Annotated in this window: 22 protein-coding genes; 21 read left to right on the forward strand and 1 reads right to left on the reverse strand. The window is 48.3% G+C overall.

From position 1 onward, the window contains the following. Positions 1-72: 72 nt before the first annotated feature. The 8 genes from ATH33_RS10725 (at position 73) to ATH33_RS10760 (ending at position 9383) form a co-directional block, all read left to right on the forward strand. Positions 73-834 carry a DUF3388 domain-containing protein gene (locus tag ATH33_RS10725; RefSeq protein WP_037996478.1) on the forward strand — a complete coding sequence of 254 codons (762 nt, stop codon included), beginning with the start codon at positions 73-75 and terminating at the stop codon, positions 832-834. 38 nt (positions 835-872) lie between these two features. Further along, complete coding sequence (locus ATH33_RS10730; protein WP_121874396.1) at positions 873-2060, forward strand: helix-turn-helix domain-containing protein; 1188 nt, start codon at positions 873-875, stop codon at positions 2058-2060. Positions 2061-2097: 37 nt separating this feature from the next. Beyond that, positions 2098-2685, forward strand: a complete 588-nt coding sequence (locus tag ATH33_RS10735; protein ID WP_249037514.1) for a helix-turn-helix domain-containing protein — start codon at positions 2098-2100, stop codon at positions 2683-2685. Positions 2686-3188: 503 nt separating this feature from the next. Further along, complete coding sequence (locus ATH33_RS10740; protein ID WP_121874398.1) at positions 3189-4592, forward strand: helix-turn-helix domain-containing protein; 1404 nt, start codon at positions 3189-3191, stop codon at positions 4590-4592. 118 nt (positions 4593-4710) lie between these two features. Beyond that, positions 4711-5541 carry a helix-turn-helix domain-containing protein gene (locus ATH33_RS10745; RefSeq protein ID WP_121874399.1) on the forward strand — a complete coding sequence of 277 codons (831 nt, stop codon included), beginning with the start codon at positions 4711-4713 and terminating at the stop codon, positions 5539-5541. A 381-nt stretch (positions 5542-5922) separates the two neighbouring features. After that, positions 5923-6507, forward strand: coding sequence for a CDP-diacylglycerol--glycerol-3-phosphate 3-phosphatidyltransferase (pgsA, locus tag ATH33_RS10750; RefSeq protein WP_037996897.1), 585 nt, complete (start codon positions 5923-5925; stop codon positions 6505-6507). 39 nt (positions 6508-6546) lie between these two features. Then, positions 6547-7803, forward strand: a complete 1257-nt coding sequence (locus ATH33_RS10755) for a competence/damage-inducible protein A (RefSeq protein ID WP_037996896.1) — start codon at positions 6547-6549, stop codon at positions 7801-7803. After that, entirely contained in the window at positions 7800-9383 is a 1584-nt protein-coding gene (locus ATH33_RS10760; RefSeq protein ID WP_037996894.1) for a DEAD/DEAH box helicase, read from the forward strand. The genes ATH33_RS10755 and ATH33_RS10760 overlap by 4 nt, the downstream gene beginning before the upstream one ends. Positions 9384-9445: 62 nt before the next feature. On the opposite strand, the gene ATH33_RS10765 is transcribed toward ATH33_RS10760, so the two are convergent. Next, on the reverse strand, positions 9446-9745 hold the full coding sequence (locus tag ATH33_RS10765) for a metal-sulfur cluster assembly factor (RefSeq protein ID WP_037996939.1): 300 nt from the start codon (positions 9743-9745) through the stop codon (positions 9446-9448). 188 nt (positions 9746-9933) lie between these two features. On the opposite strand from ATH33_RS10765, the gene recA reads away from it, so the two are divergent. The 13 genes from recA (at position 9934) to ATH33_RS10830 (ending at position 22768) form a co-directional block, all read left to right on the forward strand. Beyond that, positions 9934-11001 carry a recombinase RecA gene (gene recA / locus ATH33_RS10770; RefSeq protein WP_037996892.1) on the forward strand — a complete coding sequence of 356 codons (1068 nt, stop codon included), beginning with the start codon at positions 9934-9936 and terminating at the stop codon, positions 10999-11001. Further along, a complete protein-coding gene (locus ATH33_RS10775) occupies positions 10998-11693 on the forward strand; it encodes a RecX family transcriptional regulator (protein ID WP_037996890.1) in 696 nt (231 codons plus the stop codon). Before recA ends, ATH33_RS10775 begins: the two co-directional genes overlap by 4 nt. Continuing rightward, on the forward strand, positions 11690-12676 hold the full coding sequence (locus ATH33_RS10780; RefSeq protein ID WP_037996886.1) for a metallophosphoesterase family protein: 987 nt from the start codon (positions 11690-11692) through the stop codon (positions 12674-12676). Before ATH33_RS10775 ends, ATH33_RS10780 begins: the two co-directional genes overlap by 4 nt. Beyond that, entirely contained in the window at positions 12673-14151 is a 1479-nt protein-coding gene (locus ATH33_RS10785; RefSeq protein WP_052186828.1) for an AAA family ATPase, read from the forward strand. The genes ATH33_RS10780 and ATH33_RS10785 overlap by 4 nt, the downstream gene beginning before the upstream one ends. Next, on the forward strand, positions 14126-14371 hold the full coding sequence (locus ATH33_RS10790) for a hypothetical protein (RefSeq protein ID WP_037996885.1): 246 nt from the start codon (positions 14126-14128) through the stop codon (positions 14369-14371). The genes ATH33_RS10785 and ATH33_RS10790 overlap by 26 nt, the downstream gene beginning before the upstream one ends. A 1-nt stretch (position 14372) precedes the next feature. Then, on the forward strand, positions 14373-15047 hold the full coding sequence (locus ATH33_RS10795) for an ATPase (RefSeq protein ID WP_037996881.1): 675 nt from the start codon (positions 14373-14375) through the stop codon (positions 15045-15047). A 217-nt stretch (positions 15048-15264) separates the two neighbouring features. Then, positions 15265-16809, forward strand: a complete 1545-nt coding sequence (gene rny / locus ATH33_RS10800) for a ribonuclease Y (RefSeq protein WP_211330150.1) — start codon at positions 15265-15267, stop codon at positions 16807-16809. 63 nt (positions 16810-16872) lie between these two features. After that, positions 16873-17667: a TIGR00282 family metallophosphoesterase gene (locus ATH33_RS10805; protein ID WP_037996880.1), complete on the forward strand. Its 795-nt coding sequence runs from the start codon at positions 16873-16875 to the stop codon at positions 17665-17667. Positions 17668-17785: 118 nt separating this feature from the next. After that, entirely contained in the window at positions 17786-18046 is a 261-nt protein-coding gene (locus ATH33_RS10810; RefSeq protein WP_037996879.1) for a stage V sporulation protein S, read from the forward strand. Between the two features lie 75 nt (positions 18047-18121). Beyond that, positions 18122-19066 (forward strand): dipeptidase, encoded by a 945-nt coding sequence (locus ATH33_RS10815; protein WP_037996878.1) that lies wholly within the window; start codon positions 18122-18124, stop codon positions 19064-19066. A gap of 250 nt (positions 19067-19316) precedes the next feature. Continuing rightward, positions 19317-21077, forward strand: a complete 1761-nt coding sequence (locus ATH33_RS10820) for a 2-oxoacid:acceptor oxidoreductase subunit alpha (RefSeq protein WP_037996875.1) — start codon at positions 19317-19319, stop codon at positions 21075-21077. Then, positions 21064-21930: a 2-oxoacid:ferredoxin oxidoreductase subunit beta gene (locus tag ATH33_RS10825; RefSeq protein ID WP_037996873.1), complete on the forward strand. Its 867-nt coding sequence runs from the start codon at positions 21064-21066 to the stop codon at positions 21928-21930. The genes ATH33_RS10820 and ATH33_RS10825 overlap by 14 nt, the downstream gene beginning before the upstream one ends. Positions 21931-22027: 97 nt before the next feature. Next, positions 22028-22768 (forward strand): MBL fold metallo-hydrolase, encoded by a 741-nt coding sequence (locus ATH33_RS10830; RefSeq protein WP_170151260.1) that lies wholly within the window; start codon positions 22028-22030, stop codon positions 22766-22768. Positions 22769-22826 lie beyond the last annotated feature (58 nt).

Raw genomic sequence — 22826 nt, forward strand, 5'->3', positions numbered from 1 at the left:
GTTATGCTATACTAATTAACATATTAATCTTTTGAGTTTGGCGTTTGAAACGGGAGAGGGTGGGGTGCTTTCATGGATCACCAGGAATGGTATCTGGAATATCAGATTCATAAAAATCGCCCTGGTTTAATGGGGGATTTGGCATCCATATTGGGAATGCTTGGCATCAATATCGTCACGATTAACGGGGTGGAGAAAAACCGGCGGGGTTTACTGCTCCGTTCTGATGATAAAGAAAAGATTGAGGCGTTAAGGGGAATTTTGACAAGAGTTGATAACATCACCATTACGGCTTTGCGCCCTCCTCAACTGGTGGACCGGATGGCGGTCAGACACGGCCGTTACCTGGAACGGTGTGTGGCCGATGAAAGAACGTATCGATTCACAAGGGAAGAGCTGGGGCTTTTGGTGGATTTCATGGCACATCTTTTTAAAAAAGAAGGGGCTCAGTTAATCGGTATCCGGGGCATGCCCAGAGTCGGGAAAACGGAGTCCGTGGTGGCTGCCAGTGTTTGTGCCAATAAGCGCTGGACATTTGTTTCGTCCACATTGTTAAAACAGACGGTCCGCAGCCAATTGGCCCAGGATGAACTTTCAGGCCAAAACGTGTATATTATTGACGGGATCGTTTCCACGCTCCGCTCGACCGAACGCCATGACATGCTGGTTCGGGAAATTTTGCGTATGGACGCAACCAAAGTAATTGAACATCCGGATGTGTTTATCAGGGAAACAGAGTATACATTGGATGATTTTGATTATATCATTGAACTCCGGAATCATCCGGATGAAGTGATTTCGTATGATCGATTGGATGAAAATCATGGATTTTAAACGTGGCAAAAGCTTTGCTGCAAGGGGAGGGATCAAAAATGTCGGGGATTGGAGACTATTTGAAACAGGTGCGGCAGCAACGGGGGTATTCTCTGGAAGAAGTAAACAGAATTACGAATATTCACATAAAATATTTGCATGCGCTTGAAAATGACCGTTTTGATCTGCTGCCAAGCCCTTTTTATGCCAAGGCTTTTTTGAGAACTTACGCGAAAAGCCTCGGCGTGGATACGAAACCATTGTTGGACCATTTTGACAAGTTGATGAAAATGCGTCCCAATCAGGAACAGTCCAAAGCCGTCACGCCCCCCAAACCGGCATCCCGGACAAAAATGTTGCCGAAATCAAGCGGGAATTTTCTTCCTCCGAAAGGACAAGCGCAAAGTCCGAGACCAAGCGGGGTGTTGAGCGGGAGTCCGTTCCGCCAGCCAAACAACCCGGAGCCTGAACCGGCCAAAAAATCTTTGTCTTCCGCGCCGAATCCCGGATTGAATTTTCGTCCGGCAAACCAGCAGAATCAGCTTCCGCCGGTTCCGGAAGTAACGAAATCCCCGGAACCACCGGTTGAGCCGCAACCAATGAAACACCCGGAACCGTCAACCCAAACACCCGTACCTCAAACGACGCTGTCTCTGCCTCCGCTTGAAGCCACGCAACAGCATCTGTTAACACCGCGCCGGGTTGCCATGGAATTGAAAAAACAACAAATGAAAGAGAAAAAAGAAAATGTCAAAAAGAAAAAACATACGATGATTGCCATGGTTGTCGGTGCTTTGTTATTGTTAAGCGGAGGAGTGTATGTTTATCTCCATGGTCATCAGACTTCCCAGCCCGAAAAACGCAATGCAGCGGAATATCCTGCCGGAAACGGGCAAATGGTGGATGTCAATGCCGCTTCGCAAAATTTGCCCACTTTGGAGGAAGGGGAAGAATCCTCGGATCCTTATGCCGGACAAGAGTATTTGATCAAAAATGTCGATAAATTAAATGTTGTGTTAAAAGGGAGAAGTGGGGAATCAACGGTTTTGTATGCCCCTACTCCGAAGGATCAGCCCAAAAAATTGACATTGCGTGTGGGGCAAGAAGTCACACTGGATACAGCCGGAAAAAACTATGTTTGGTTCCGATTGGGAACGCCATCTAATGTAGAAATCCTTGTGAATGATCAACAAATTAATACAGATGCGCAAGATGCTGAAAAAAGTTATGTGGTGAAAGTTCAGTAAGCCGTGAAGTTAGTTGGGGGAGGGTGCTTCGTTGTCCGTGGAAATCGGGAGGAGACTGAGAAGGGCGCGTGAGGCGTCGGGCTTGACTTTGGAAGAAGTGGAGAGACGGACCAGAATTTCCAAAAGGGATTTGTTGGCGATGGAACAGGGGCGGTTTCATTTTCACCCCAATCCCGCGTTTGTTCGTTCCTGTGTCCGGGCATATGCAACGGTTGTGGGAGAAAATCCGCAACCGATGTTAAATTTGTTGCAACAGGCACAAGAAAGGACGACGCGCAGGGAACCAACAGTCCGAAGAAATCTTCCGGACGGGCAGGGAAATGGTGGAGAGCTGTCCCGGTCCCGCCGCCGGTCAAACGGATACGGACGTTCTCAATCCCATAAGAAACCGGATTATCCTCAGCAGGATCATCCCCCTCAAAGGCAGGTTTACCGACGATCGGAGAGAGAGGGGATGGAGACGGAATCCGGGGAAGGTGTATACAGCCGCCGGAGCCGCCGGCAGGCTTCCAAAAAGAAAACGTCCGTTTTTGGTAAAATCTACTCGTATTTTTTATTATCGGGTGCAATTTTATTGGTGATTGCAACCATATGTTTTTTATGGTTCCGATGGAGCAATGCCTGATCGGAGAGGCGGTTTCCCGGTTTGGACAGGCCGGGGGACGCCGGTTTTTAAATATAAGAATATACTGAATTTTAACGAGGGGTTTTTCACCGGAAAAATTGACGGTTTTTAAAAAAAAGTTTTAATTTCGGACGGCAACAAGAGGGACTGTAGAAGAAGGCGTTTTTGACACATTTCGGAGACCATGGTATGCTTGAAACAAATTGTTGTTTCTATACAGCGCCGTCAAGATCATTGTTTTTTTATATATATTTACAACAACTCTCAGGCTCTTTTTTGTTTATGGGATGTTGTTTCAAAGAAAAAGAATAGATTTTGATTTCGGTAAAGAGTATGATAGAAGACGGTGTTTCAACTAACGCTAAAAATGTTTACAACCAATCGAAAAGTGCTGGGAAAACAGCAAACACCATGAAAAACCGATAATTTAACGGGTTGCTGAGCAGCATGTCTTTTGTTGTCAAAAGCGTATTGTTCAAACAGCCTTTCAGGAGGTGGCTGGGGTGTCTGTCGAAATTGGCTCATATCTTCGACAAGCCCGAGAAGCGATTGGAATGTCCCTCGAAGAACTGCAAGAAAAAACAAGGATCCAAAAATCATTTTTAATTGCGATCGAAAATGGTGAATTCGATAAATTGCCGAGCCCTTTTTATGTGCGGACATATCTGCGTTCTTATGCCAATTGTGTAAAAATCGAACCGCATCATATTTTGCGTCAATACCGAAAGATGGAACAAGCGGAGAGATTAACCGGGGTACATAAAGCGGTCAATCCGAATGATTTTAATCAAAATCAGCAGACGCAAAAGTTACCGCCGCTTGAAAAATACCAGCAAACGGGCAAAATGCCTGCCGTCAATCCAAGTCCATCGACGCAAAACACAATGCGCATGAGAACGTTGCCGATGAATAACCAGACCAAGGGACGGATCGATGCCCAAACGGCGCTGACGGCTTCCAAGACCATGCCCAACCGGGTGAGCGATCAGGTGAAAGCGCGCCGGGACATGGGTAATCAGCAAGCGGGCATTCTGAATAAGGATAAAGATCAGACGGCTCAGGGAAACGTTGGCGGAATCAATCCGAAAAAAGAATTGTATCCGACGGTTTCACGGAAAAACCAGCACGGACAAACCAGACCGAACCAAAGTTTGTTGCTTTCAAACACCGGGACGGTGCCGCGTGTGTCCGGGCCGTTGAACCGGGTTTCGGATCAGGCAACCCGAAATTCCGGACCGGTGCCCCGGGTTACGGGTGCGATGAAAAAGCTGGATTTAAACAATGTCCCAATTCCATCGGTTTTGCCGGACGACTTGGAAAACGGATCTCAGAAAAAAGAAGGGGAGCGTCAACGGTTGAGTCGCGTTGAACGCTTAAGTCGCAGTGCGTCCAAAAGCCGGAAATCTTTCAAAATATCCGGTTTGAAGCTTAAAAGCCCCATTGCGATGGCGGTTGCCGGTTTAATCTTGTGTGTCCCCCTGGGATGGGCGATTTTGTCGTTTACAGGGGATGATTCCCAACCGGATTCCAACCCGGCTTCACAAACCGCCAATGACCAAACGCTTGAGATTCCGCCTGAGAAAAAAGGAAAACTGCAATTGGCGCAGCAGGATGTGAATGTGGTGCACTATCGTCTCCAGGATACCGATCAAATCGTGGTGATGGTTCATGCTGCCGGTGGAAAATCGCGGGTTGAGCTCAGAACCGATCTTCCTTCCGAGGGCGGAAGTGATCATTTGATTAAAGATGTGACGTTGCCCAAGGACGAAAAATGGAGCTACAAATATACATATGAAGGCAATCGGGACTTTTATGTCGGATTGAGCGCTCCGGAAGATGCGATTGTTTACGTCAACGGACAAGTCGTGAAATCGGCACGGTATATTCACGTCCGCAGAGTCGATTGATTTTTTTTTTTGGAAGCAAGTGCTTGCCCGGCACTTGCTTTTTTGACGTTCATATTCTTCTGGGCTATACTGTAAAAGTTAGAATTGAACAGAACAATCAACGGGAGGGACACGGCAGATGTCCAAGCCTTTTGAAGAATTAAAAAAGGCCAGGGAACAGAAGCAGCTGAGTTTGGAAGAAGCAGCGGAAAAAACCCGGATTGATGAAAAATATCTTGCAGCTTTGGAAAATGCTGAATTTTCCGGGCTTCCGGATCCTCTTTATGTGAGGGGTTTTATCCGCAGGTATTCGAAACTGTTGGGAATCGATGCAAAGCCGATGTTGGATGCATATAAAAAGTGGGAACAAGAAGAGCGTCCCGAAGAGTCCGGGCCGGTCACCACGCTTCCGTCCCGAAGCAGCCGGACACAAGAATCATCCGAACCGAAAAAGAAATGGATTGCCAAGTGGCCGAACGCTCTCTTGGTTTCTTCCATCGCCGTTTTATTGATCGCAGCCGGTGTGGTTACATGGCTGGTTCTGGATCAAGACTCATCCGACGCAGAAACGGTTCAGCTGGAGGAACCGCAAACGGAAACGGCGGATCCGGAGGCCAAACCGGAACCCAAAGAACGTCCGCAGGTGGAATTGATTCAACCGGCTGAAAAAGGAGAACAAGGCGATGTGTACGGTGTTTCAAAAGCCGAAAAAGTGACGGTGAAAGTGGTGGCGGACAAATCAACTGAAATCCAGATCCGTTCGGGGGGACCCACGGGGAAAGTGATTGCTTCCAAAGCATTGTCCCCGAACCAGGCGGAAGAATTTTCCGACCCGGAGTGGATTTCTTTGCGGGTCGATCATCCCCATTATGTCAAACTCTATGTCAACGGGGTTTATATTGACACCTCTTCACAGCAGCAAGTTTCATTGTACCAATTCAAAAAGAAAGAAAGCACGGATGATGAATAAAAGCGGTTCAGCAGAGAGGATCCCTCTTCCTCTCTGCTTTTTTTGACACGCGTCAGATGCTTGGTTTATACTTACGAAAGAATTAAACGAGGAAGGTATGGGTTTAATATTAAAGGATGGATGCGTTTATACTAGAAAAATAAAGTTGATTGACAAAAAAACGAAAAACGGCTTTACAAGATGGTGCCAACCAGGGCATCTTCAAAAGCGACGGCATTTCCTTCTTGGAAAATGCGAAACGCCGGAAATGAATGGTGCGGTGTTTCCGCTGCTCCCGTGCGTGCGGGGCTTTGAAAATCCTCTTCCTAAATTCATGATGATTGTGTGAATGCGGATGAAATTTTTACATCAAAATGGTTATTGCCAGGGAGGTTGGATAGGATGAACCTGGCCAACAAGATTACATTGGCTCGTATTTTTTTAGTCCCCATTGTGATGATCTTTTTGTTGTTTCGCTTTGACATCGGAGAAATCCATGTGGGAGCGGCGAAGTTGACCGCGGGCGAATTGATCGCCACGTTTATTTTTATTTTGGCTGCCGTCACGGACGGGGTGGACGGATACATAGCAAGACGGAAAAAAATGGTGACCAATTTGGGGAAATTTCTTGATCCGTTGGCTGATAAACTGTTGGTGACAACAGCCTTGATCTCATTGGTGGAGTTGCAACGACTGGAGGCGTGGATGGCCATTGTGATCATCAGCCGGGAATTTGCCGTGACCGGCCTCCGGATGATTGCGGTCACCGAAGGCCATGTGATTGCAGCCAGTCCATTGGGAAAACTGAAGACCATCATACAAATTGTGGCGATTGTTTCATTGATGCTCAACAATGTTCCGTTCTCAACCATTTCATTTCCGTTTTCCATGATCGCCACCTGGCTGGCCGTGATCATCACGGTCATTTCCGGAGTGGATTACTTTTACAAAAACCGCAAGATCGTTTCATTGACCAATACACAGTAGTGTCGTCCGGGATTTGGCTAAAGAGAAAGGAAAGATAAAATGCAATCAGAAATCATTACGGTTGGTTCTGAGTTGTTGGCGGGAGAAACGGTGGATTTGCATTCTTCTTATTTGTCCCGGGAACTCCATTCATTGGGGATTGATGTTCAATTTCACACATCGGTCGGGGATGATGCACAAAAGCTGCATGACGTGATTTCACTCGCACGCACGCGATCGCAGTTGATTTTCCTCTGTGGCGGGCTGGGGCCCACCATGGATGACTTGACCAAAGAAACCGTTTCGGAAGTGACGGGGGTTCCGTTGGTTGAGGATCCGGAGGTGAAACGCCGTCTGGAGAAGTATTTTGAAGGACGGATGAAGGTGGTCCCCGCAAATAATTACAAGCAGACTTATGTTTTTTCCGGCGGTGTTGTTTTCCAAAACCATCATGGAACGGCTCCCGGTTTGGCTCTGCAGGTCGACGGGATCACTTATGTTCTGTTGCCGGGTCCTCCGGGGGAATTGGTGCCGATGTTTGAAGAGCAGGTGCGTCCTTTCCTCATGCGCGAAGTGATTCAGGAGGGGCAGGTGATTCTTGCGGAATCCCTTTCTTTTTTTGGATTGGGCGAATCGCTTTTGGAGGAGAAGATTGCCGATTTGATCCGGCAACAGGACAATCCCGTTTTGGCCACCTATGCCAAAGAATCGGGGGTTGTTTTGAGAATCACGGCTTGGGCGCCGGGCGAAGCGGAGGCACGTCAGCTGATTGACCGGCAAAAAGCGAAAGTTTTAACCCGGATCGGGGAATATTGTTACAGCGAACAGGGTGAGACGCTGGAAGAAGTGGTGGTGGCCGGGTTGATTCGCCATCAGAAAACAGTGGCGGTGGCGGAAAGTTGCACCGGCGGAAAACTGGCTCATCTTTTGACTTCCGTGTCGGGAAGCAGCCGGGCGTTTAAAGGCGGATGGGTGACCTATACCAATGAAGTCAAAGAAAAAATCGCCTCGGTGCCGGCGGAATGTTTGAATCAATATGGTGCAATCAGTGCACAAACGGCAGAAATCATGGCCCAAAACACGTTGGAGCGTTTTGATTCGGATTTCGCACTCGGGGTCACAGGGGTCGCCGGGCCGGATCCGGCGGAAGCAAAACCGGTGGGAACGGTATTTATCGGATTGGCCGAAAAAGGACAGCCGGTGCGGGTTTATCAGTTCGCTTTGAAAGGATCGCGCAGGCGTATACAACTGTTGGCGGCGAATTATGCCTTATTTGTTCTTGAGCAATGTTTAAAGAAAGGTGAAACAACAAGATGAATCGTTTTGATCAGTTTCAATTAAGCAATGAAATATTAAACGGAATACACGATATCGGATTTGAAGAACCTTCTCCGATACAAGCGGAGTGTATTCCGGCCGTGCTCCGGGGGGAAGATGTGATCGGGCAGGCGCAGACCGGAACCGGAAAAACCGCGGCGTTCGGCATTCCCATTTTGGAGCGGGTGAATCCGAAACAGCCGCATGTCCAAAGCATCATTTTGGCCCCGACCCGTGAGTTGGCGATTCAAGTGTCGGAAGAATTGCGGAAAATCGGGCGCAAAAAACGGGTGAAAACATTGCCGGTGTATGGCGGGCAATCGATCGGGCGCCAAATCAAGGCGCTGCAACAAGGGGTTCATGTGGTGATCGGGACTCCCGGCCGGCTGTTGGACCATTTGAGACGCGGCACGATCGATCCTTCCCATGTTGAAACCGTGGTGTTGGATGAAGCGGATGAAATGCTGGACATGGGATTTATTGATGACATTGAGCAAGTGTTCCGCTTCATGCCGAAACATCATCAATTGTTGCTTTTTTCGGCCACCATGCCTTCGGCCATTCGCCAATTGGCGAAAAAGTACATGCGCAAGCCGAAGTATATCACCGTCAACCGGGGCGAAGTGACGGTGCCGGTGATCCGCCAGATTTATTATCGCGTGTTGGACAGTTACAAGGTGGATGCCCTGTGCCGGATTCTTGACAGTGAAGAAGTGGATTTGGCGATTATTTTTTGCCGTACGAAAAAAGGCGTGGATGAATTGACGGATTCCTTGCAGGGACGAGGCTATCTGGCCGGCGGACTGCACGGGGATCTGGCCCAGCAACAGCGGGATCGCGTGATGCAATCCTTCCGCAGCGGGGAAATTGAACTTTTGGTGGCAACCGATGTGGCCGCCCGCGGCATTGATGTGGGGAGTGTTTCCCATGTGATCAATTACGACATCCCTCAAGACGTGGAAAGTTACGTGCACCGGATTGGAAGAACGGGCAGAGCCGGACGCAAAGGGGTGGCTCTCACGCTGGTCACCCCCAGGGAAATGAAACAGCTTCGCACGATTGAACAGGAAACGGGCACCAAATTGAAGGCCCGGGAACTGCCCACGTTGGAGGAGGTCGCGGCGAAGCAGCAAGAAAGCTGGATAGCGCAGATTGAAAATACCATCCGTTCCGATGTGGACATGACATTGTTTGAGGAAATGACCGGGGAATTGTCGAAGAAATTTTCCATGGAAAAAGTGGTGGCGGCTTCGTTGTATCTCGCTTTTTCCGACCGGTTTGTCAAGAGCATTGACAACACTTACCATTTCGGGGAAACGGGGGCATCGCCAGGAATGGTCCGCTTTTTTATCAATGTGGGGCGAAATGCCAACCTGCATCCGCAGGAGTTGGCCAAAGCGATTTCGGAGAATGCGGGGATCAGCTTGAGGCAAGTGGGGAAAATCAACATCTACGACCGCTTTTCTTTTGTGGAGGTTCCAGAGGATGTTGCGCCTTTTGTTTATGAGGCGTTCCGGCAATCCAAAATCAACGGTTCCCGGGTCAATATGGAGCCGGCCCGTCCCCGCAACCGTTCATAAAGGGCAAAAAACCCAAAAGAGCTCTTACTTTGTGGATCAACCACAAAGTAAGAGCTCTTTTTTCAGTCGGGAATGCCCAAAGCGATTTTGGCATATCGGGACATCCGGCTTTTGTCCCACGGGGGGTTCCAAACGATTTCCACGTCCACTTTATTGACGCCTTCCACATTTTTCAACGCTTGTTCCACTTCCTGCTGGATGATGCCGGCCAAAGGGCAACCCATGGCTGTCAACGTCATGGTGACCTTGACATTTCCTTCATCATCGATATCTATGTCATAGACCAGCCCCAGATTGACAATGTCAATATTTAACTCCGGGTCATTGACTTGTTCCAGTTGTTCCATGATTTGTTCTTTCATCTGTTCCTTTTGCAATGCGCCTCACTCCTTTTTTGCTTCTACCTATAACGTAACACACTTTTTTTTGCATTACACGAGGATTTCCAAAAAAAGAGTCGAATAAATGTTCGTAAATGATCTTGGCAGATGAAGAAAAACACGATATGATGTTCATATGATTTAATGGGGAAAAAGAGGAGGAACGATACATGTCCGATCGACGACAAGCGTTGGAAATGGCATTGAGACAGATAGAAAAGCAGTTTGGCAAAGGCTCGATCATGAAAATGGGAGACCAGGCCACCCGCCAGGTGGAGACCATTTCAAGCGGCGCGCTGGCCCTTGACATTGCTTTGGGAGTGGGCGGATATCCCCGCGGAAGGATCATTGAAATTTACGGGCCGGAATCTTCCGGGAAAACCACGGTGGCTTTGCACGCCATTGCAGAGGTGCAAAAAAAAGGCGGACAAGCCGCGTTTATTGATGCAGAGCATGCACTTGACCCCGTATATGCCGAAAAACTGGGAGTGAACATTTCGGAGTTGTTGTTGTCACAGCCGGATACCGGGGAGCAAGCGTTGGAAATTGCCGAAGCCCTCGTTCGCAGCGGTGCCGTCGATATCATTGTGGTTGACTCGGTGGCGGCACTGGTGCCCAAAGCGGAAATTGAAGGGGAAATGGGAGACTCTCACGTCGGGTTGCAAGCCCGGTTGATGTCTCAGGCACTGCGCAAGCTTTCCGGAGCGATCAATAAATCCAAAACCATTGCCATCTTTATTAACCAAATCCGTGAAAAAGTGGGCGTCATGTTTGGAAACCCGGAAACGACACCGGGCGGACGCGCACTGAAATTCTACTCCAGTGTACGCCTGGAAGTCCGCCGCGCTGAAACCATCAAGCAAGGAAGCGACATGGTCGGAAACCGCACGAGAATCAAAGTGGTGAAAAACAAAGTGGCACCTCCTTTTAAACAGGCGGATGTCGACATCATGTTCGGAGAGGGCATCTCCAAAGAAGGAAGTGTCTTGGACATCGCTTCGGAACTGGACATTGTCAATAAGAGCGGGGCATGGTATTCCTTCGAAGGAGACCGCTTGGGGCAAGGACGCGAAAATGCCAAACAATTTTTGAAAGAGCATGCGGATGTCTGCCTCAATATCGAAAACCGGATCCGGTCCCATTACAACTTGCCCGTCATTCAGGCAAGTGAACCGGAAGAGGCAAAAGACACAAAAAAGAAGAAAAGTAAAGCGGACAAAACGGAAGAACTTGCTTGAAAACCGGTTCTGAAGAATGGATGAGGCAAGTGGGAGAGAGAAAAAAAATCACCCGGATTGAAAAGCCGTATCTTAACAAGCCGCGATATCATATCTATGTGGATGGAGAGTTTCTCCTCTCCATCCATGAAGATATTTTGGTGAAGTACCGGCTTCACAAAGGCATGGAGCTGGATGAAAGCGAAATTCATGAGTGGCTTGAGGCGGAAGAATACAACAAGGTGAAGCAAAAGGCTTTGCATTATTTATCTTACAAGCCCCGTACAACGCATGAAGTCAAAATGTATTTGGGCCGCAAAGGTTTTGAACGCGAAACCGTCGAACAAGTCATTTTGGAGTTGGAAAAAAGCGGATTTTTAAATGACTTGGAATTTGCCAAAGCCTGGGTGAATGAGCGGCAACATCATAAAGGATACGGAAAAAGGCGTTTGAAACAGGAGCTGTTGAACAAAGGAATGGACCCGGCGGTCGTTGATGAGGCATTGATTCATATCGGGGAGGAAGATGAGCGCCAGTTGGCAATATCCATTGCTGAAAGGCGCTATTTGCGTTTATGCCACGAGTCTTGGCCCCGGATCGAACGCCGCCTGGGCAATTACCTCGTCAGGCAGGGATTTTCCATGGGCGTGGTGTATGAGGTGTTGAATCTTTTCCGGGCCCGTCACGAAGAAGAGAAGGGGAATGGTCCATGAAAATATTGTATATGACCGATACACATATCCGTGGGACATCACCACGAAGCCGTACCGACGATTTCCAGCAGGCGATTCGCGAAAAGATTGAAGAAGTGATTGACATTGCCGAAAGAGAGCGGGTCGATCTGGTCTTGCACGGCGGGGATTTGTTTGACCGCCCCAATCTTTCCCCCGCCATTGTCCGGGAATTCGCCGGGCTGTTTCGCCGTTTTCCGGCCCCCATTTTCGCGGTTGCGGGGAATCATGATATTTACGGACATAATCCCGCAACGGTGGAGCGGACGATGCTGGGGTTGCTCGATGCCTTCGGTGCCATCCGGTTGGTGAACGAAGGGGAACGGATCAAATGGGAGAAAGACGGCATCACCGTTCAGATCAGCGCCCAACCTTTCCATTATGATTTGGACAAACGAAAGCGGCATCTCGATTATACAGTGCCAAATGAATGCGGAGCCGAATATTGCGTGCATATGGTTCACGGCATGTTGGTGGACAGGGCTCTTCCGGACAGCATCCCGCACACGGCGGTTCACGAAGTCTGGAGCGATTCCGTCGATGTTCTGTTGACTGGGCATTATCATGCAGGCTTTCCCGTACAGCACCGGAATGGAAAATATATTGTCAATCCCGGCGCGTTGGCCCGTATCAACAACCACCGGTCGGAAATCAAACGGATGCCCCAAGTCGCCCTTCTGGAATTGAACAAAGAGGGCATCGATGTCCGGCTGGTTCCGCTTCAATGCGCCAAGCGGGGGGAAGAAATTTTGGACCGGTCCTACATTGAAAAAGAAGAATTCCGCGAAAAACAGCTGGGCGAATTCATCCGTGAAGTCAAATCGGTGACCGATTTTCAATCCATCAACATCATGGATATCCTCTTTGAAATGTCCAAGTTGCATGACATCGGGGATGTTGTCACTTTGGAAGCCCAGCGGAGGATTGCGATTGAACAAGAAGCAGAAAGGGAGAGCAGCCATTGAATGGTTTTAAAAAGCTCGTGATTGAAAATTTCCAGTCCCATCAGTATACCGAAATTGATTTCACCGACGGGCTCAATGTGTTTGTGGGACCGTCTGACAGCGGGAAAAGCGCGATTTTGCGCGCATTGAAGTGGGTGTTGTTTAACACTCCGCGGGGAACGGATTTTATCCGGACCGGGGCCAAAGAGTGCCGCGTTCGTCTGGTGTTGACGGACGGGACGGCGATCGAGAGAATCCGCAGCCGTTCGGTCAACCGGTATGTGCTCAATACACCGGACGGAAAGGAACAAATCTTTGAAGGATTTGGAAACTCCGTGCCGGAGGAAATCTCCGACGTGCACCGGATCGTTCCGGTTGAGCTGGACCAAAAAGAGTTGCTGTTGAATTTCGGCACACAATTGGAGAGCCCTTTTTTGCTTTTTGAATCGAATCAAAACAAAGCGAAAACCATCGGCCGGATCAGCGGTGCCCATTTAATCGACAAAGCCTTGAAAAAAACGAGCACCGACCGGCTGGCTTTAAGTGGAACGATCCGCCAGCTGGAACAGGAAAAAGAGCGGTTGGATGAAAAATTAAAGCCGTATGAGAACCTGCAGCAGTTGGAAGCCGATTTTCAAGTGGCGGAACGGGCTTTTCTTGACGTGCAAGAAAAAAAGCGGCTGCAAGCGTCTTTGGAAGCAAAACTGGAAAGCTTGATCGAGATACGGCGGGGAAAAGAAGTGTGGCAGGAAAAAGTTGCGGCATTAAAACGGTTGCCGGATGCCGAACAGCAGCTGCTTCACTTGGAGTATCAAAAAGCGATGCTTTCCCGGTTGATTCGTTTAAACGAAAAGTGGATCCGGCTTCAACAGGAAAAAGAGCGCACGCTGGAAACGGTCAAGCTGGGTGAACACATTCCGGAAGCGGAAAGGCGGCTTGCCGGTTTGTCTAGGAGCCAAAAAAGGTTTGAGCAACTGCTCCGGCTCCAAAACAAGCGGAATCAGATCAAAGAGAAAAAAGCCGGGCTTGAAACCTTTGTGCTCAGGCTTAAAAACGTGCCGCAAGGCATGCGGGAGTTAGAGAAACTGGCCGAAAAGCACGAGCGTTTCAAAGTGCTCCAGCCTTTAAAACGACGGAAAGAAAAGAATGCAAGGGAACTTAAGTACTGGCGGCAGGTGCAAAAGCAAAACCAAGAAGCCTTAGAGGTGTTGGAAAAAGTGGTGCCGAACATAGAAGAGAAAGAAGCGCTGATGAAGAAACTGGACGATTTGCACCGAAGCCGGCTGGATTGCCAAAAACGGATTGCCACCGGAAAAAAATACATCCAGGAAAAAGAACAGGAAATTTTGCGTTGCACCCGGGAATGGATCCGGCTGTTAAAAAAGATCGGAAAGTGTCCGACCTGCGGAACGCCCATCGGCCACTCTGTTTTGCAACATATCATGGAAGAGTATCAAGGAGGAATTTCTCGTGCAGCAGCTGGAAGAGAAGATTAAACAACTCAAAGCGCAACTGGAAGATGCCAAAAGCAAATTGACGGTTGCCAAAGCCCGTCTGGAAGATTTGGAAAAGCAGGAAGAGGAGATTGTCAAAGAAGCCAGGGAGCTGGGAGTGGAACCGGAAGATTTGCCCGGGGAGATTGAGCGGCTGGAAAAAGAGATTGAGGAAGGCATTGAAAAGGCATGGAGCTATTTGCCCAAGGAGTTGAGAGAATGAGATGAAAGACACATCACTTGAGGAATTGCAACAGGCTTTGAAAGAAGCAAGAGATGAACTGTTGCGCCGAAAAGCGGAAAAAGAGCTGCATTTGCGTCAGTTGAATGAGACGGAAACCCGGTTGAAAGAAAGCGTGGAGCACCGTGATCTGTTGGACCGGGTGCGTCTTTTGTTCCAACTGTCATCAGACTATGCCCGCCAACAGGCAAAGCAACAATTGGAAACGCTGGTGACCAATGCCTTGAAGTATGTCTTCGGTTCGACGTTTCGTTTTCAAATTGAGCTCTCGGATCATGGCGGAAATCCGACGGCGGAATTTTATGTGGTTTCGAAGTGGGATGAACAGGAAGTGAAAAACCGTCCACAGGATGCCCGCGGCGGCGGTGTCGTCGACATTGTCTCATTGGCGCTCAGGATTGCGCTCATGGAAACGATCAAGCCCCGTGTCCAAGGGCCGATTATTTTGGATGAACCCGGAAAACATGTGAGTGAAGATTATATCGTCCCCATGATTGAGTTTTTAAAATCGGTCGGGGAAACGTTCGGCCGGCAAATCATTCTTGTCACGCACAATACGCATCTGACGGAATCGGCCGATTCGGCCTATTACGTGCGGTTGTCATCCGGTAAGTCGGAAGTGGAGCGCAGCCGGAATCTTGACAACAATACTGTATAAATAATACAATTTAGTTGTATCTTTGCCTTTTTTAACGGTGGAAGATACCTTCTGACGAAGTAAGTTTGGAATAGAAACCTGAAGGAATTTGAAAATGTTTGCTGGTTTTCCAGCCTTGACCTGGTATAGCAAAAAATGAGTGAGGACGAGCGTGAGAAGACCGAGTTCATCGGTCTTATTTTGTAAACAGAAACAGAGGAGGTGAGCGGTGAATCCAATGGTGTTTAACGGATTGGACATCGTTCTGATGTTTGCCTCTCTCGGTGTCGGAAGCGGTGCGGGATATTGGATACGCAAAATGACGGCGGAAGCCCGGATCGGCAGTGCGGAGAAGGAAGCTGCCGAGATTCTGGAAAAGGCGAACAAAGAAGCCGAAGCCAACAAAAAAGAAAAAATCTTTGAAGCCAGGGATGAAATCCATCAATTGCGCACCGAAGCGGAAAAAGAGATTCGTGAGCAGAGGAATGAATTACAGCGGATTGAGCGTCGTCTTGACCAAAAAGAAGAAACACTGGAACGAAAACAATTAAATTTGGAATCGCGTGAGGAAGAACTGGCCAAACGCGAGAAATATATTGATGAACGTCAGCGGGAGATTGACCGGCTATACCAGGAACAGCTCAAAGAGATGGAACGGATTTCCGGACTTACCACGGAAGAAGCGCGTCAGTTGATTCTGGCTAAAGTCGAGAATGAGATGAAACACGAAACGGCTCAAATCATGAAAGAGATGGAACAACAGGCGATTGATGAAGGAGACCGGCGTGCACGGAAAATCTTGTCTTTAGCCATTCAACGTTGCGCGGCGGATCATGTTGCGGAAACGACCGTATCCGTAGTGAATTTACCCAATGATGAGATGAAAGGCCGCATTATCGGGCGTGAAGGCCGGAATATCCGGACGTTGGAAACGTTGACGGGAATTGACCTGATCATTGATGATACGCCGGAAGCCGTGATTTTGTCCGGATTTGACCCCATTCGCCGTGAAGTGGCGCGGGTGGCGTTGGAAAAACTGGTGGCTGACGGAAGGATTCACCCGGCCCGGATTGAAGAGATGGTGGAAAAATCCCGCCGGGATGTGGACGAACGGATTCGTGAATATGGAGAGCAGGCCACCTTTGAAACCGGCGTGCACGGATTGCATCCGGATCTGATTAAGATCATCGGCAGGTTAAAATTCCGTACCAGTTATGGGCAAAACGTTTTGAAGCACTCCATGGAGGTTGCGCATCTGGCTGGTTTGTTGGCCGCGGAATTGGGTGAAGACATTCATCTGGCGAAACGGGCCGGCTTGCTTCATGACATCGGAAAAGCCATTGACCACGAAATCGAGGGTTCCCATGTGGATATTGGCGTCGAATTGGCGAAAAAATATAAAGAACATCCCGTGGTGATCAACAGCATTGCTTCTCATCACGGAGACTGTGAAGCGACGAGTGTGATTGCTGTCTTGGTCAGAGCGGCGGATGCGCTTTCGGCGGCCAGACCCGGAGCCCGGCGGGAAACATTGGAGGCATATATCAAGCGCTTGGAGAAATTGGAAGAGATTTGCGATTCCTTCGACGGCGTGGAAAAATCATATGCAATTCAAGCAGGGCGTGAATGTCGGATCATCGTGAAGCCGGATGAAGTCGATGATGCGGAAGCCGTCCGTTTATCCCGAGAAATTACCAAACAGATCGAAAGTCAATTGGATTACCCCGGCCATATTAAGGTGACGGTGATTCGAGAGACAAGATCGGTCGAATATGCGAAATAAAGTGGCCTTGCGGCCGCTTTATTTTTTCAAGCATCTTAGCGGAGTTGGAGGCTATTTGTACTGATGAGAATTTTAATGATCGGTGATATTGTTGGACAAGTGGGGCGACAAGCGGTCGCCAATTATTTGCCTAAATTAAACCAAATGTACTCGCCCGATGTGATTGTGGCAAACGGGGAAAATGCCGCGGGCAACGGACGGGGAATTCAACGGGACATCCTGAGGGAACTGATGGATCTGGGAATCCATTGTGTCACATTGGGAAATCATGCTTGGGCGCAGTCCGAGGTGTTTGATTTTATCGATGAGGAGCCGTTTTTAATCCGTCCCGCCAATTATCCGCCGGGGACGCCCGGGAAAGGCCATGTTTTACTGACGGTAAAAGGCGTAAAAGTGGTTGTGGTCAATCTGATGGGGAGAGCGTATATGGGACCATTGGATTGTCCGTTCAGAAAAATGGATGAAATTTTGAGCCGGATTTCAGGAACCCCGTATATATTGGTCGATTTTCATGCGGAAACCACGTCGGAAAAACAAGCATTGGCATGTTACCTGGATGGGAAAGTTTCCGCGGTGATCGGGACGCACACGCATGTGCAAACGGCAGATGAACGAATTTTGCCAAAAGGAACGGGTTATTTGACGGATGTGGGGATGGTCGGCCCGTATGACAGCGTGATCGGGATGAAAAAAGAGGAAGTCGTGAAGCGGTTTATCACACAAATGCCTGTTCGCTTTTCTGTTGCAAAAGGAAGAGAACAATTTAATGCTGTATTGATCGATTTGGACAAACAAACCAAAAAAGCCACGAAATTAACGAGGATTCGTATTGATGCGGAGCATCCGCTTATCGGTTGAAATAGAATAAATTTATTTATGATTTTTTACTCCTATCTATGCAAATTGGAAGGAATTTTTACTTGCGAGTCGAATAGGATAGTAGTGGATTCACTCCAACCATCGAGGAGGTACCTACATGGAAGTATTAAAAGTTTCAGCAAAATCTAATCCGAATTCTGTTGCTGGTGCACTCGCCGGAGTCTTGCGTGAACGTGGTCAAGCAGAGATGCAAGCAATTGGCGCAGGGGCGCTGAATCAAGCTGTAAAAGCGGTTGCGATTGCACGAGGATTCGTGGCGCCTAGTGGGATTGATCTGATTTGTATTCCTGCTTTTACCGATATTATGATCGATGGTGAAGAACGGACCGCGATCAAACTGATTGTGGAACCTCGTTAGGGAAATTGGTCGATATATTCAAAAAAACCTGTTTATTTATATAGACAGGTTTTTTTAAATGGAAGGGTGAACAAGATGCAATGGATGGATGGGCATTGCGATGTGTTAAGCAAAATGTGGCGAAATTTGAAAGACCATTCTTTTTATGACCCCCGCTCCCGGTTGGACAGTTCTTATCACCATCTGAAAGAAGCCTTGGTGGCTTTGCAGGTTTTTGCGATATGGGTACCTGATTCGGTACCCAGAGAAAACCGGTTGTCAGTCGCATTGAAACAAGTGGATTTGTTTTATGAACAGATTATCAGGAAAGAAGAAGCGGTTCATTTTGTCGGTTCGAAACAAGCGTTAAAAAAATGTGCCCCGGATCGGATGGGGGCACTGTTGGCGATGGAAGGGGCCGACGCCTTGCATGGAGAACTTGCCTTCCTGCGGCTGTTTTTCCGCCTCGGTGTGCGCCAGTTGGGGTTGACTTGGAACCATGCCAATGAAGTGGCGGACGGCATTGAAGAGGAACGGAACGGAGGATTGACGAACTTCGGAAAAAAAGTGATCACCGAGATGGAAAGGCTGGGCATGATTTTGGATGTTTCCCATTTGTCGGTGCGAGGGTTTTGGGAAGTGATGGAGTCTGATTTGCCGGTGCTTGCTTCTCACTCCAATTGCCGGAAAATCGCCCCTCATCCGCGGAATCTGGAAGATGAACAAATCCAGGCGCTGATCCGAAAAGGCGGATTGATCGGGATCACCTTTGTTCCATCGTTTACATATCCTTGTGAAAAGGAAGCCACCATCGATCATCTTTTGTTACATATCGAACATGTATGCAGCCTGGGAGGCGAACGGAATCTTTGTTTTGGATCGGATTTTGACGGGATCCGTTTGAAAATTAAAAATTTACATAATTACAGGGATATATACTGGTTGAAAGAAGCGCTTTTGCGCCGTTACCCTGAGTCATTGGTGAGGAAATGGGCATGGGAAAATGCCTGTGCTTTTTACTTAAATCATTTACCGTCATAAAGCCGAAAAAAGTTTAGCAAAAATGATCTTTTTTTTACTTAGGTCTTTTTTTGCAACATTAAAAGAAAAATTGGAAAGATAGAGAACTTAAAACGGTTGCTTTTTATACCATACAGGTCTAGAATGATACATGAAAATGCTATCACTCAGCACAAAGTTGGCTTTATTCCTTTCTTTGTGAAGAGTTGATATCTTTCATAGTTATTTTAATATTGTGTAGTGTGTGGCAGTATTAAAGGAGATGAGTTCATTGGTTAAGCAGCTTTCGTGGAAAGTGGGCGGACAACAAGGGGAAGGTATTGACAGTGCAGGAGAGATTTTGTCAACAGCTTTAAATCGAAAAGGGTATTATTTATACGGGTACAGACATTTTTCTTCACGAATTAAAGGTGGTCACTCCAACACCAAGATTCGTATCAGCATAAACCCAATCCGCTCCATTTCCGACGAGCTGGATATACTTGTTGCATTTGACCAAGAATCCATTGACTTGAATGCTCATGAATTGGTTGTGGGCGGGGTCATCTTGGCCGATGCCAAGTTTAATCCAACCGTTCCGGAAGGAGTAAACGCAAACCTTCTTGCGATTCCGTTTACCAAGATTGCCGAAGAAATCGGAATGTCCCAAATGAAAAACATGGTGGCTGTCGGGGCCTCGGCTGCATTGTTGGGCATTCCGGCGGATGCTTTTAAAGAAGTGATTGAAGAAAGGTTCGCACGGAAAGGCCAAAAAGTGGTAGATAGGAATATGGAAGCGATTACAAGAGGGTTCGAGCATGCGGAAGGCGAACTTGGTGATGGAATAACAAGATTTCGCTTGGAACCTTCTGACGGGAAAAAGCGGTTATATATGATCGGAAATGACGCCATTGCACTGGGGGCGATTGCAGCGGGAGCCCGGTTGATGGCTGCATATCCGATTACCCCATCTTCAGAAATCATGGAGTATTTGATCAAAAAACTTCCGAAATTTGGTGGTTCGGTAGTTCAAACAGAAGACGAGCTTGCAGCGATCACCATGGTGATCGGGGCCAACTATGGTGGTGTTCGTGCTCTCACGGCTTCAGCAGGGCCTGGATTGTCACTGATGACCGAAGCGATTGGGCTGGCCGGGATGACCGAAACGCCGGCGGTGATCGTGAACACGCAGCGTGGCGGGCCCAGTACCGGTCTTCCGACCAAACAGGAACAAAGTGACTTATTGTCCATGCTGTTCAGCACCCACGGTGAAATCCCGAAAATTGTCATTGCTCCGAGCACAGCCGAAGAATGCTTCTACGATACCATTCAGGCGTTCAATCTGGCGGAACAGTATCAATGCCCGGTGATTATCCTGTCGGATTTGGCGATGTCGCTCGGGAAACAAACCGTTGAGCCGCTGGAATACGACCGGATTGAAATTAAACGCGGAAAGCTGGTTTCCTGGGATGAAGAGCTTCCGGAGTTGGAGCCTTCCCAATTATTTTTGCGTTATGAACTGACTGAGGATGGCATTTCCAGAAGGGTTCTTCCAGGACAGAAAAACGGATTGCACCATGTGACCGGAGTGGAGCATGACGAAACCGGACGTCCGTCGGAAAAACCGTTAAACCGCAAAAAAATGATGGAAAAACGGCTCATGAAACTGAAAAACGGCATCGATTTTGACACCCCGGTTTACCTGGATGCTCCGCACGATGATGCCGATCTTTTGGTTATCGGATTCAACTCGACCCGCGGCACGATTTCCGAAGCGAAAGAGCGCGCAGAAGCAGAAGGCTTGAAAATCAACCATGCACACATTCGCCAATTGTTGCCGTTCCCGACGGAAATCATCCGGGAGCAAATGAACAGAGCGAAAAAAGTATTGGTTGTTGAAAACAACGCTACCGGACAATTAACCAATGTCATCAAAATGTATGTAGGAATGGCTGAAAAACTGGTTCACTTTGGAAAATATGACGGAAACCCATTCCTGCCTTCTGAAATTTATCATCAATGTAAGGAGCTGTTGGTCCATGGCCACGTTTAAAGATTTTCGCAATAAAGTAAAACCCAACTGGTGTCCCGGTTGCGGTGACTTTTCCGTGTTGGCCGCCATGCAGCGCGCTTTCGCCAATACCGGTTTGGAGCCGCATGAAGTAGCCGTTGTTTCAGGGATTGGTTGTTCCGGACGGATCTCCGGATATATTAATGCGTATGGATTTCACGGTGTCCATGGCCGAGCGCTGCCGATTGCACAAGGGTTGAAACTGGCTAACCGCGATTTAACGGTGGTTGCAGCCGGCGGGGATGGAGACGGATTTGCCATTGGGATGTCGCACACCATCCATGCCATTCGCCGGAATGTGGATATCACCTATATTGTCATGGATAACCAGGTATACGGATTAACCAAAGGCCAAACTTCTCCACGAAGCGAAAAAGGATTTAAAACCAAAAGCACGCCGCAAGGTGCCATTGAAGCACCCATTCATCCAATGGAAATGGCGCTGACAGCAGGAGCCGGTTTTGTGGCTCAATCAGTTTCCAGTGACCTGAAACAATTAACCCGTGTGATCGAAGAAGGGATCAAGCATAAAGGATTTTCCTTTATCAATGTTTACAGCCCTTGTGTAACGTACAACAAAATCAACACGTATGACTTTTTCAAACAAAATCTGGTCAGCTTGGATGATGATCCGGATTATGATTCATCCGACCGACAAATGGCCATGCAAAAACTGATGGAACATCAAGGATTGGTCACAGGAATCATCTACCAAAACAAAGAGCAACCCTCCTATGAATCCGTGATCAGAGGCTTTAAAGAAGAGCCGTTGGCAAAACAAGAGCTGAAAATTTCCGAACAAGACTTCGAAGAATTGGTTGCCGAATTTGCATAAAGTAAAAAAGCTGTGCAGACTAATGTCTGTACAGCTTTTTTTGTGGAATGGACGGAGAGAGTTTGTTGTGATAATGGAATGCGAAGGAGGATGCCTGATGAGATGGACGGTGCTTGGTTGCCATTCCCCTTATCCGGCGCCGGGAGGTGGGACTCCCGGTTATCTGTTGGAGGCGGAAGGGAAAAAAATCCTGATTGATTGCGGCAGCGGCATACTGGCCTGGCTGGTCGAACGGATCGCCATCGAAGCGTTGGATGCCGTTTTGTTGTCGCATTTGCATCATGACCATATCGTTGATTTTTTTGTTTTGCAGTACGCGGTCATGACCGCCCGAAAACAAGGGAAAAGGAAACACCCCCTTGCGGTCTGGTCACCGGAGAAACCGGCCGGTTGGTTTGAAAAGTTGCGTTATAAAACAGAGATTGACCGAAACGGGATCCGGGAAGGGATGAAAATTCATTTGGGCGGGCGGTTGACCGTGCAATTTTTCCGCACCGATCATGCCGTCCCTTGTTTTGCCATGCGGATCCATGACGGTAAACGCACCATCTTGTACGGGGCAGACAGTGGCCCGGAGACAGATTGGGAAAAGATGGGGAAAAGCCCTGACCTGTTTGTTTGTGAAGCAAGCTTTTTACATAAAGATTTGCCGGATCAACCAACAGGGCATCTGTCGGCCAGACAAGCCGGGCTTGCTGCCGGCCGGCTCAAGGCCAAGCAGTTGATCTTGACCCATTTGTATCCCGGGTATGATCCGGATCACCTGAAGGAGGAAGCCATGGCGGTGTTTGACGGTGTTTGCCAAACCGCTTATTCCGGCATGACGGTCGATTTGTAGCTTTTGTTTGGGCCGGTCATCCATTATCATGGAGAGACAAGCACGGTTTTGAATCAGC

Origin of the sequence: Thermoactinomyces vulgaris (genome assembly GCF_003688725.1) — a bacterium.
Lineage (GTDB): Bacteria > Bacillota > Bacilli > Thermoactinomycetales > Thermoactinomycetaceae > Thermoactinomyces > Thermoactinomyces vulgaris.

Excerpts from the sequence above, each read along its gene's own strand:
- ATH33_RS10725 (WP_037996478.1), top strand. The coding sequence starts at position 73 with ATGGATCACCAGGAATGGTATCTGGAATATCAGATTCATAAAAATCGC.
- ATH33_RS10730 (WP_121874396.1), top strand. The coding sequence starts at position 873 with ATGTCGGGGATTGGAGACTATTTGAAACAGGTGCGGCAGCAACGGGGG.
- ATH33_RS10745 (WP_121874399.1), top strand. The coding sequence starts at position 4,711 with ATGTCCAAGCCTTTTGAAGAATTAAAAAAGGCCAGGGAACAGAAGCAG.
- pgsA (WP_037996897.1), top strand. The coding sequence starts at position 5,923 with ATGAACCTGGCCAACAAGATTACATTGGCTCGTATTTTTTTAGTCCCC.
- ATH33_RS10755 (WP_037996896.1), top strand. The coding sequence starts at position 6,547 with ATGCAATCAGAAATCATTACGGTTGGTTCTGAGTTGTTGGCGGGAGAA.
- ATH33_RS10760 (WP_037996894.1), top strand. The coding sequence starts at position 7,800 with ATGAATCGTTTTGATCAGTTTCAATTAAGCAATGAAATATTAAACGGA.
- ATH33_RS10765 (WP_037996939.1), bottom strand. The coding sequence starts at position 9,745 with ATGAAAGAACAAATCATGGAACAACTGGAACAAGTCAATGACCCGGAG.
- recA (WP_037996892.1), top strand. The coding sequence starts at position 9,934 with ATGTCCGATCGACGACAAGCGTTGGAAATGGCATTGAGACAGATAGAA.
- ATH33_RS10780 (WP_037996886.1), top strand. The coding sequence starts at position 11,690 with ATGAAAATATTGTATATGACCGATACACATATCCGTGGGACATCACCA.
- ATH33_RS10795 (WP_037996881.1), top strand. The coding sequence starts at position 14,373 with ATGAAAGACACATCACTTGAGGAATTGCAACAGGCTTTGAAAGAAGCA.
- rny (WP_211330150.1), top strand. The coding sequence starts at position 15,265 with ATGGTGTTTAACGGATTGGACATCGTTCTGATGTTTGCCTCTCTCGGT.
- ATH33_RS10805 (WP_037996880.1), top strand. The coding sequence starts at position 16,873 with ATGAGAATTTTAATGATCGGTGATATTGTTGGACAAGTGGGGCGACAA.
- ATH33_RS10810 (WP_037996879.1), top strand. The coding sequence starts at position 17,786 with ATGGAAGTATTAAAAGTTTCAGCAAAATCTAATCCGAATTCTGTTGCT.
- ATH33_RS10815 (WP_037996878.1), top strand. The coding sequence starts at position 18,122 with ATGCAATGGATGGATGGGCATTGCGATGTGTTAAGCAAAATGTGGCGA.
- ATH33_RS10825 (WP_037996873.1), top strand. The coding sequence starts at position 21,064 with ATGGCCACGTTTAAAGATTTTCGCAATAAAGTAAAACCCAACTGGTGT.
- ATH33_RS10830 (WP_170151260.1), top strand. The coding sequence starts at position 22,028 with ATGAGATGGACGGTGCTTGGTTGCCATTCCCCTTATCCGGCGCCGGGA.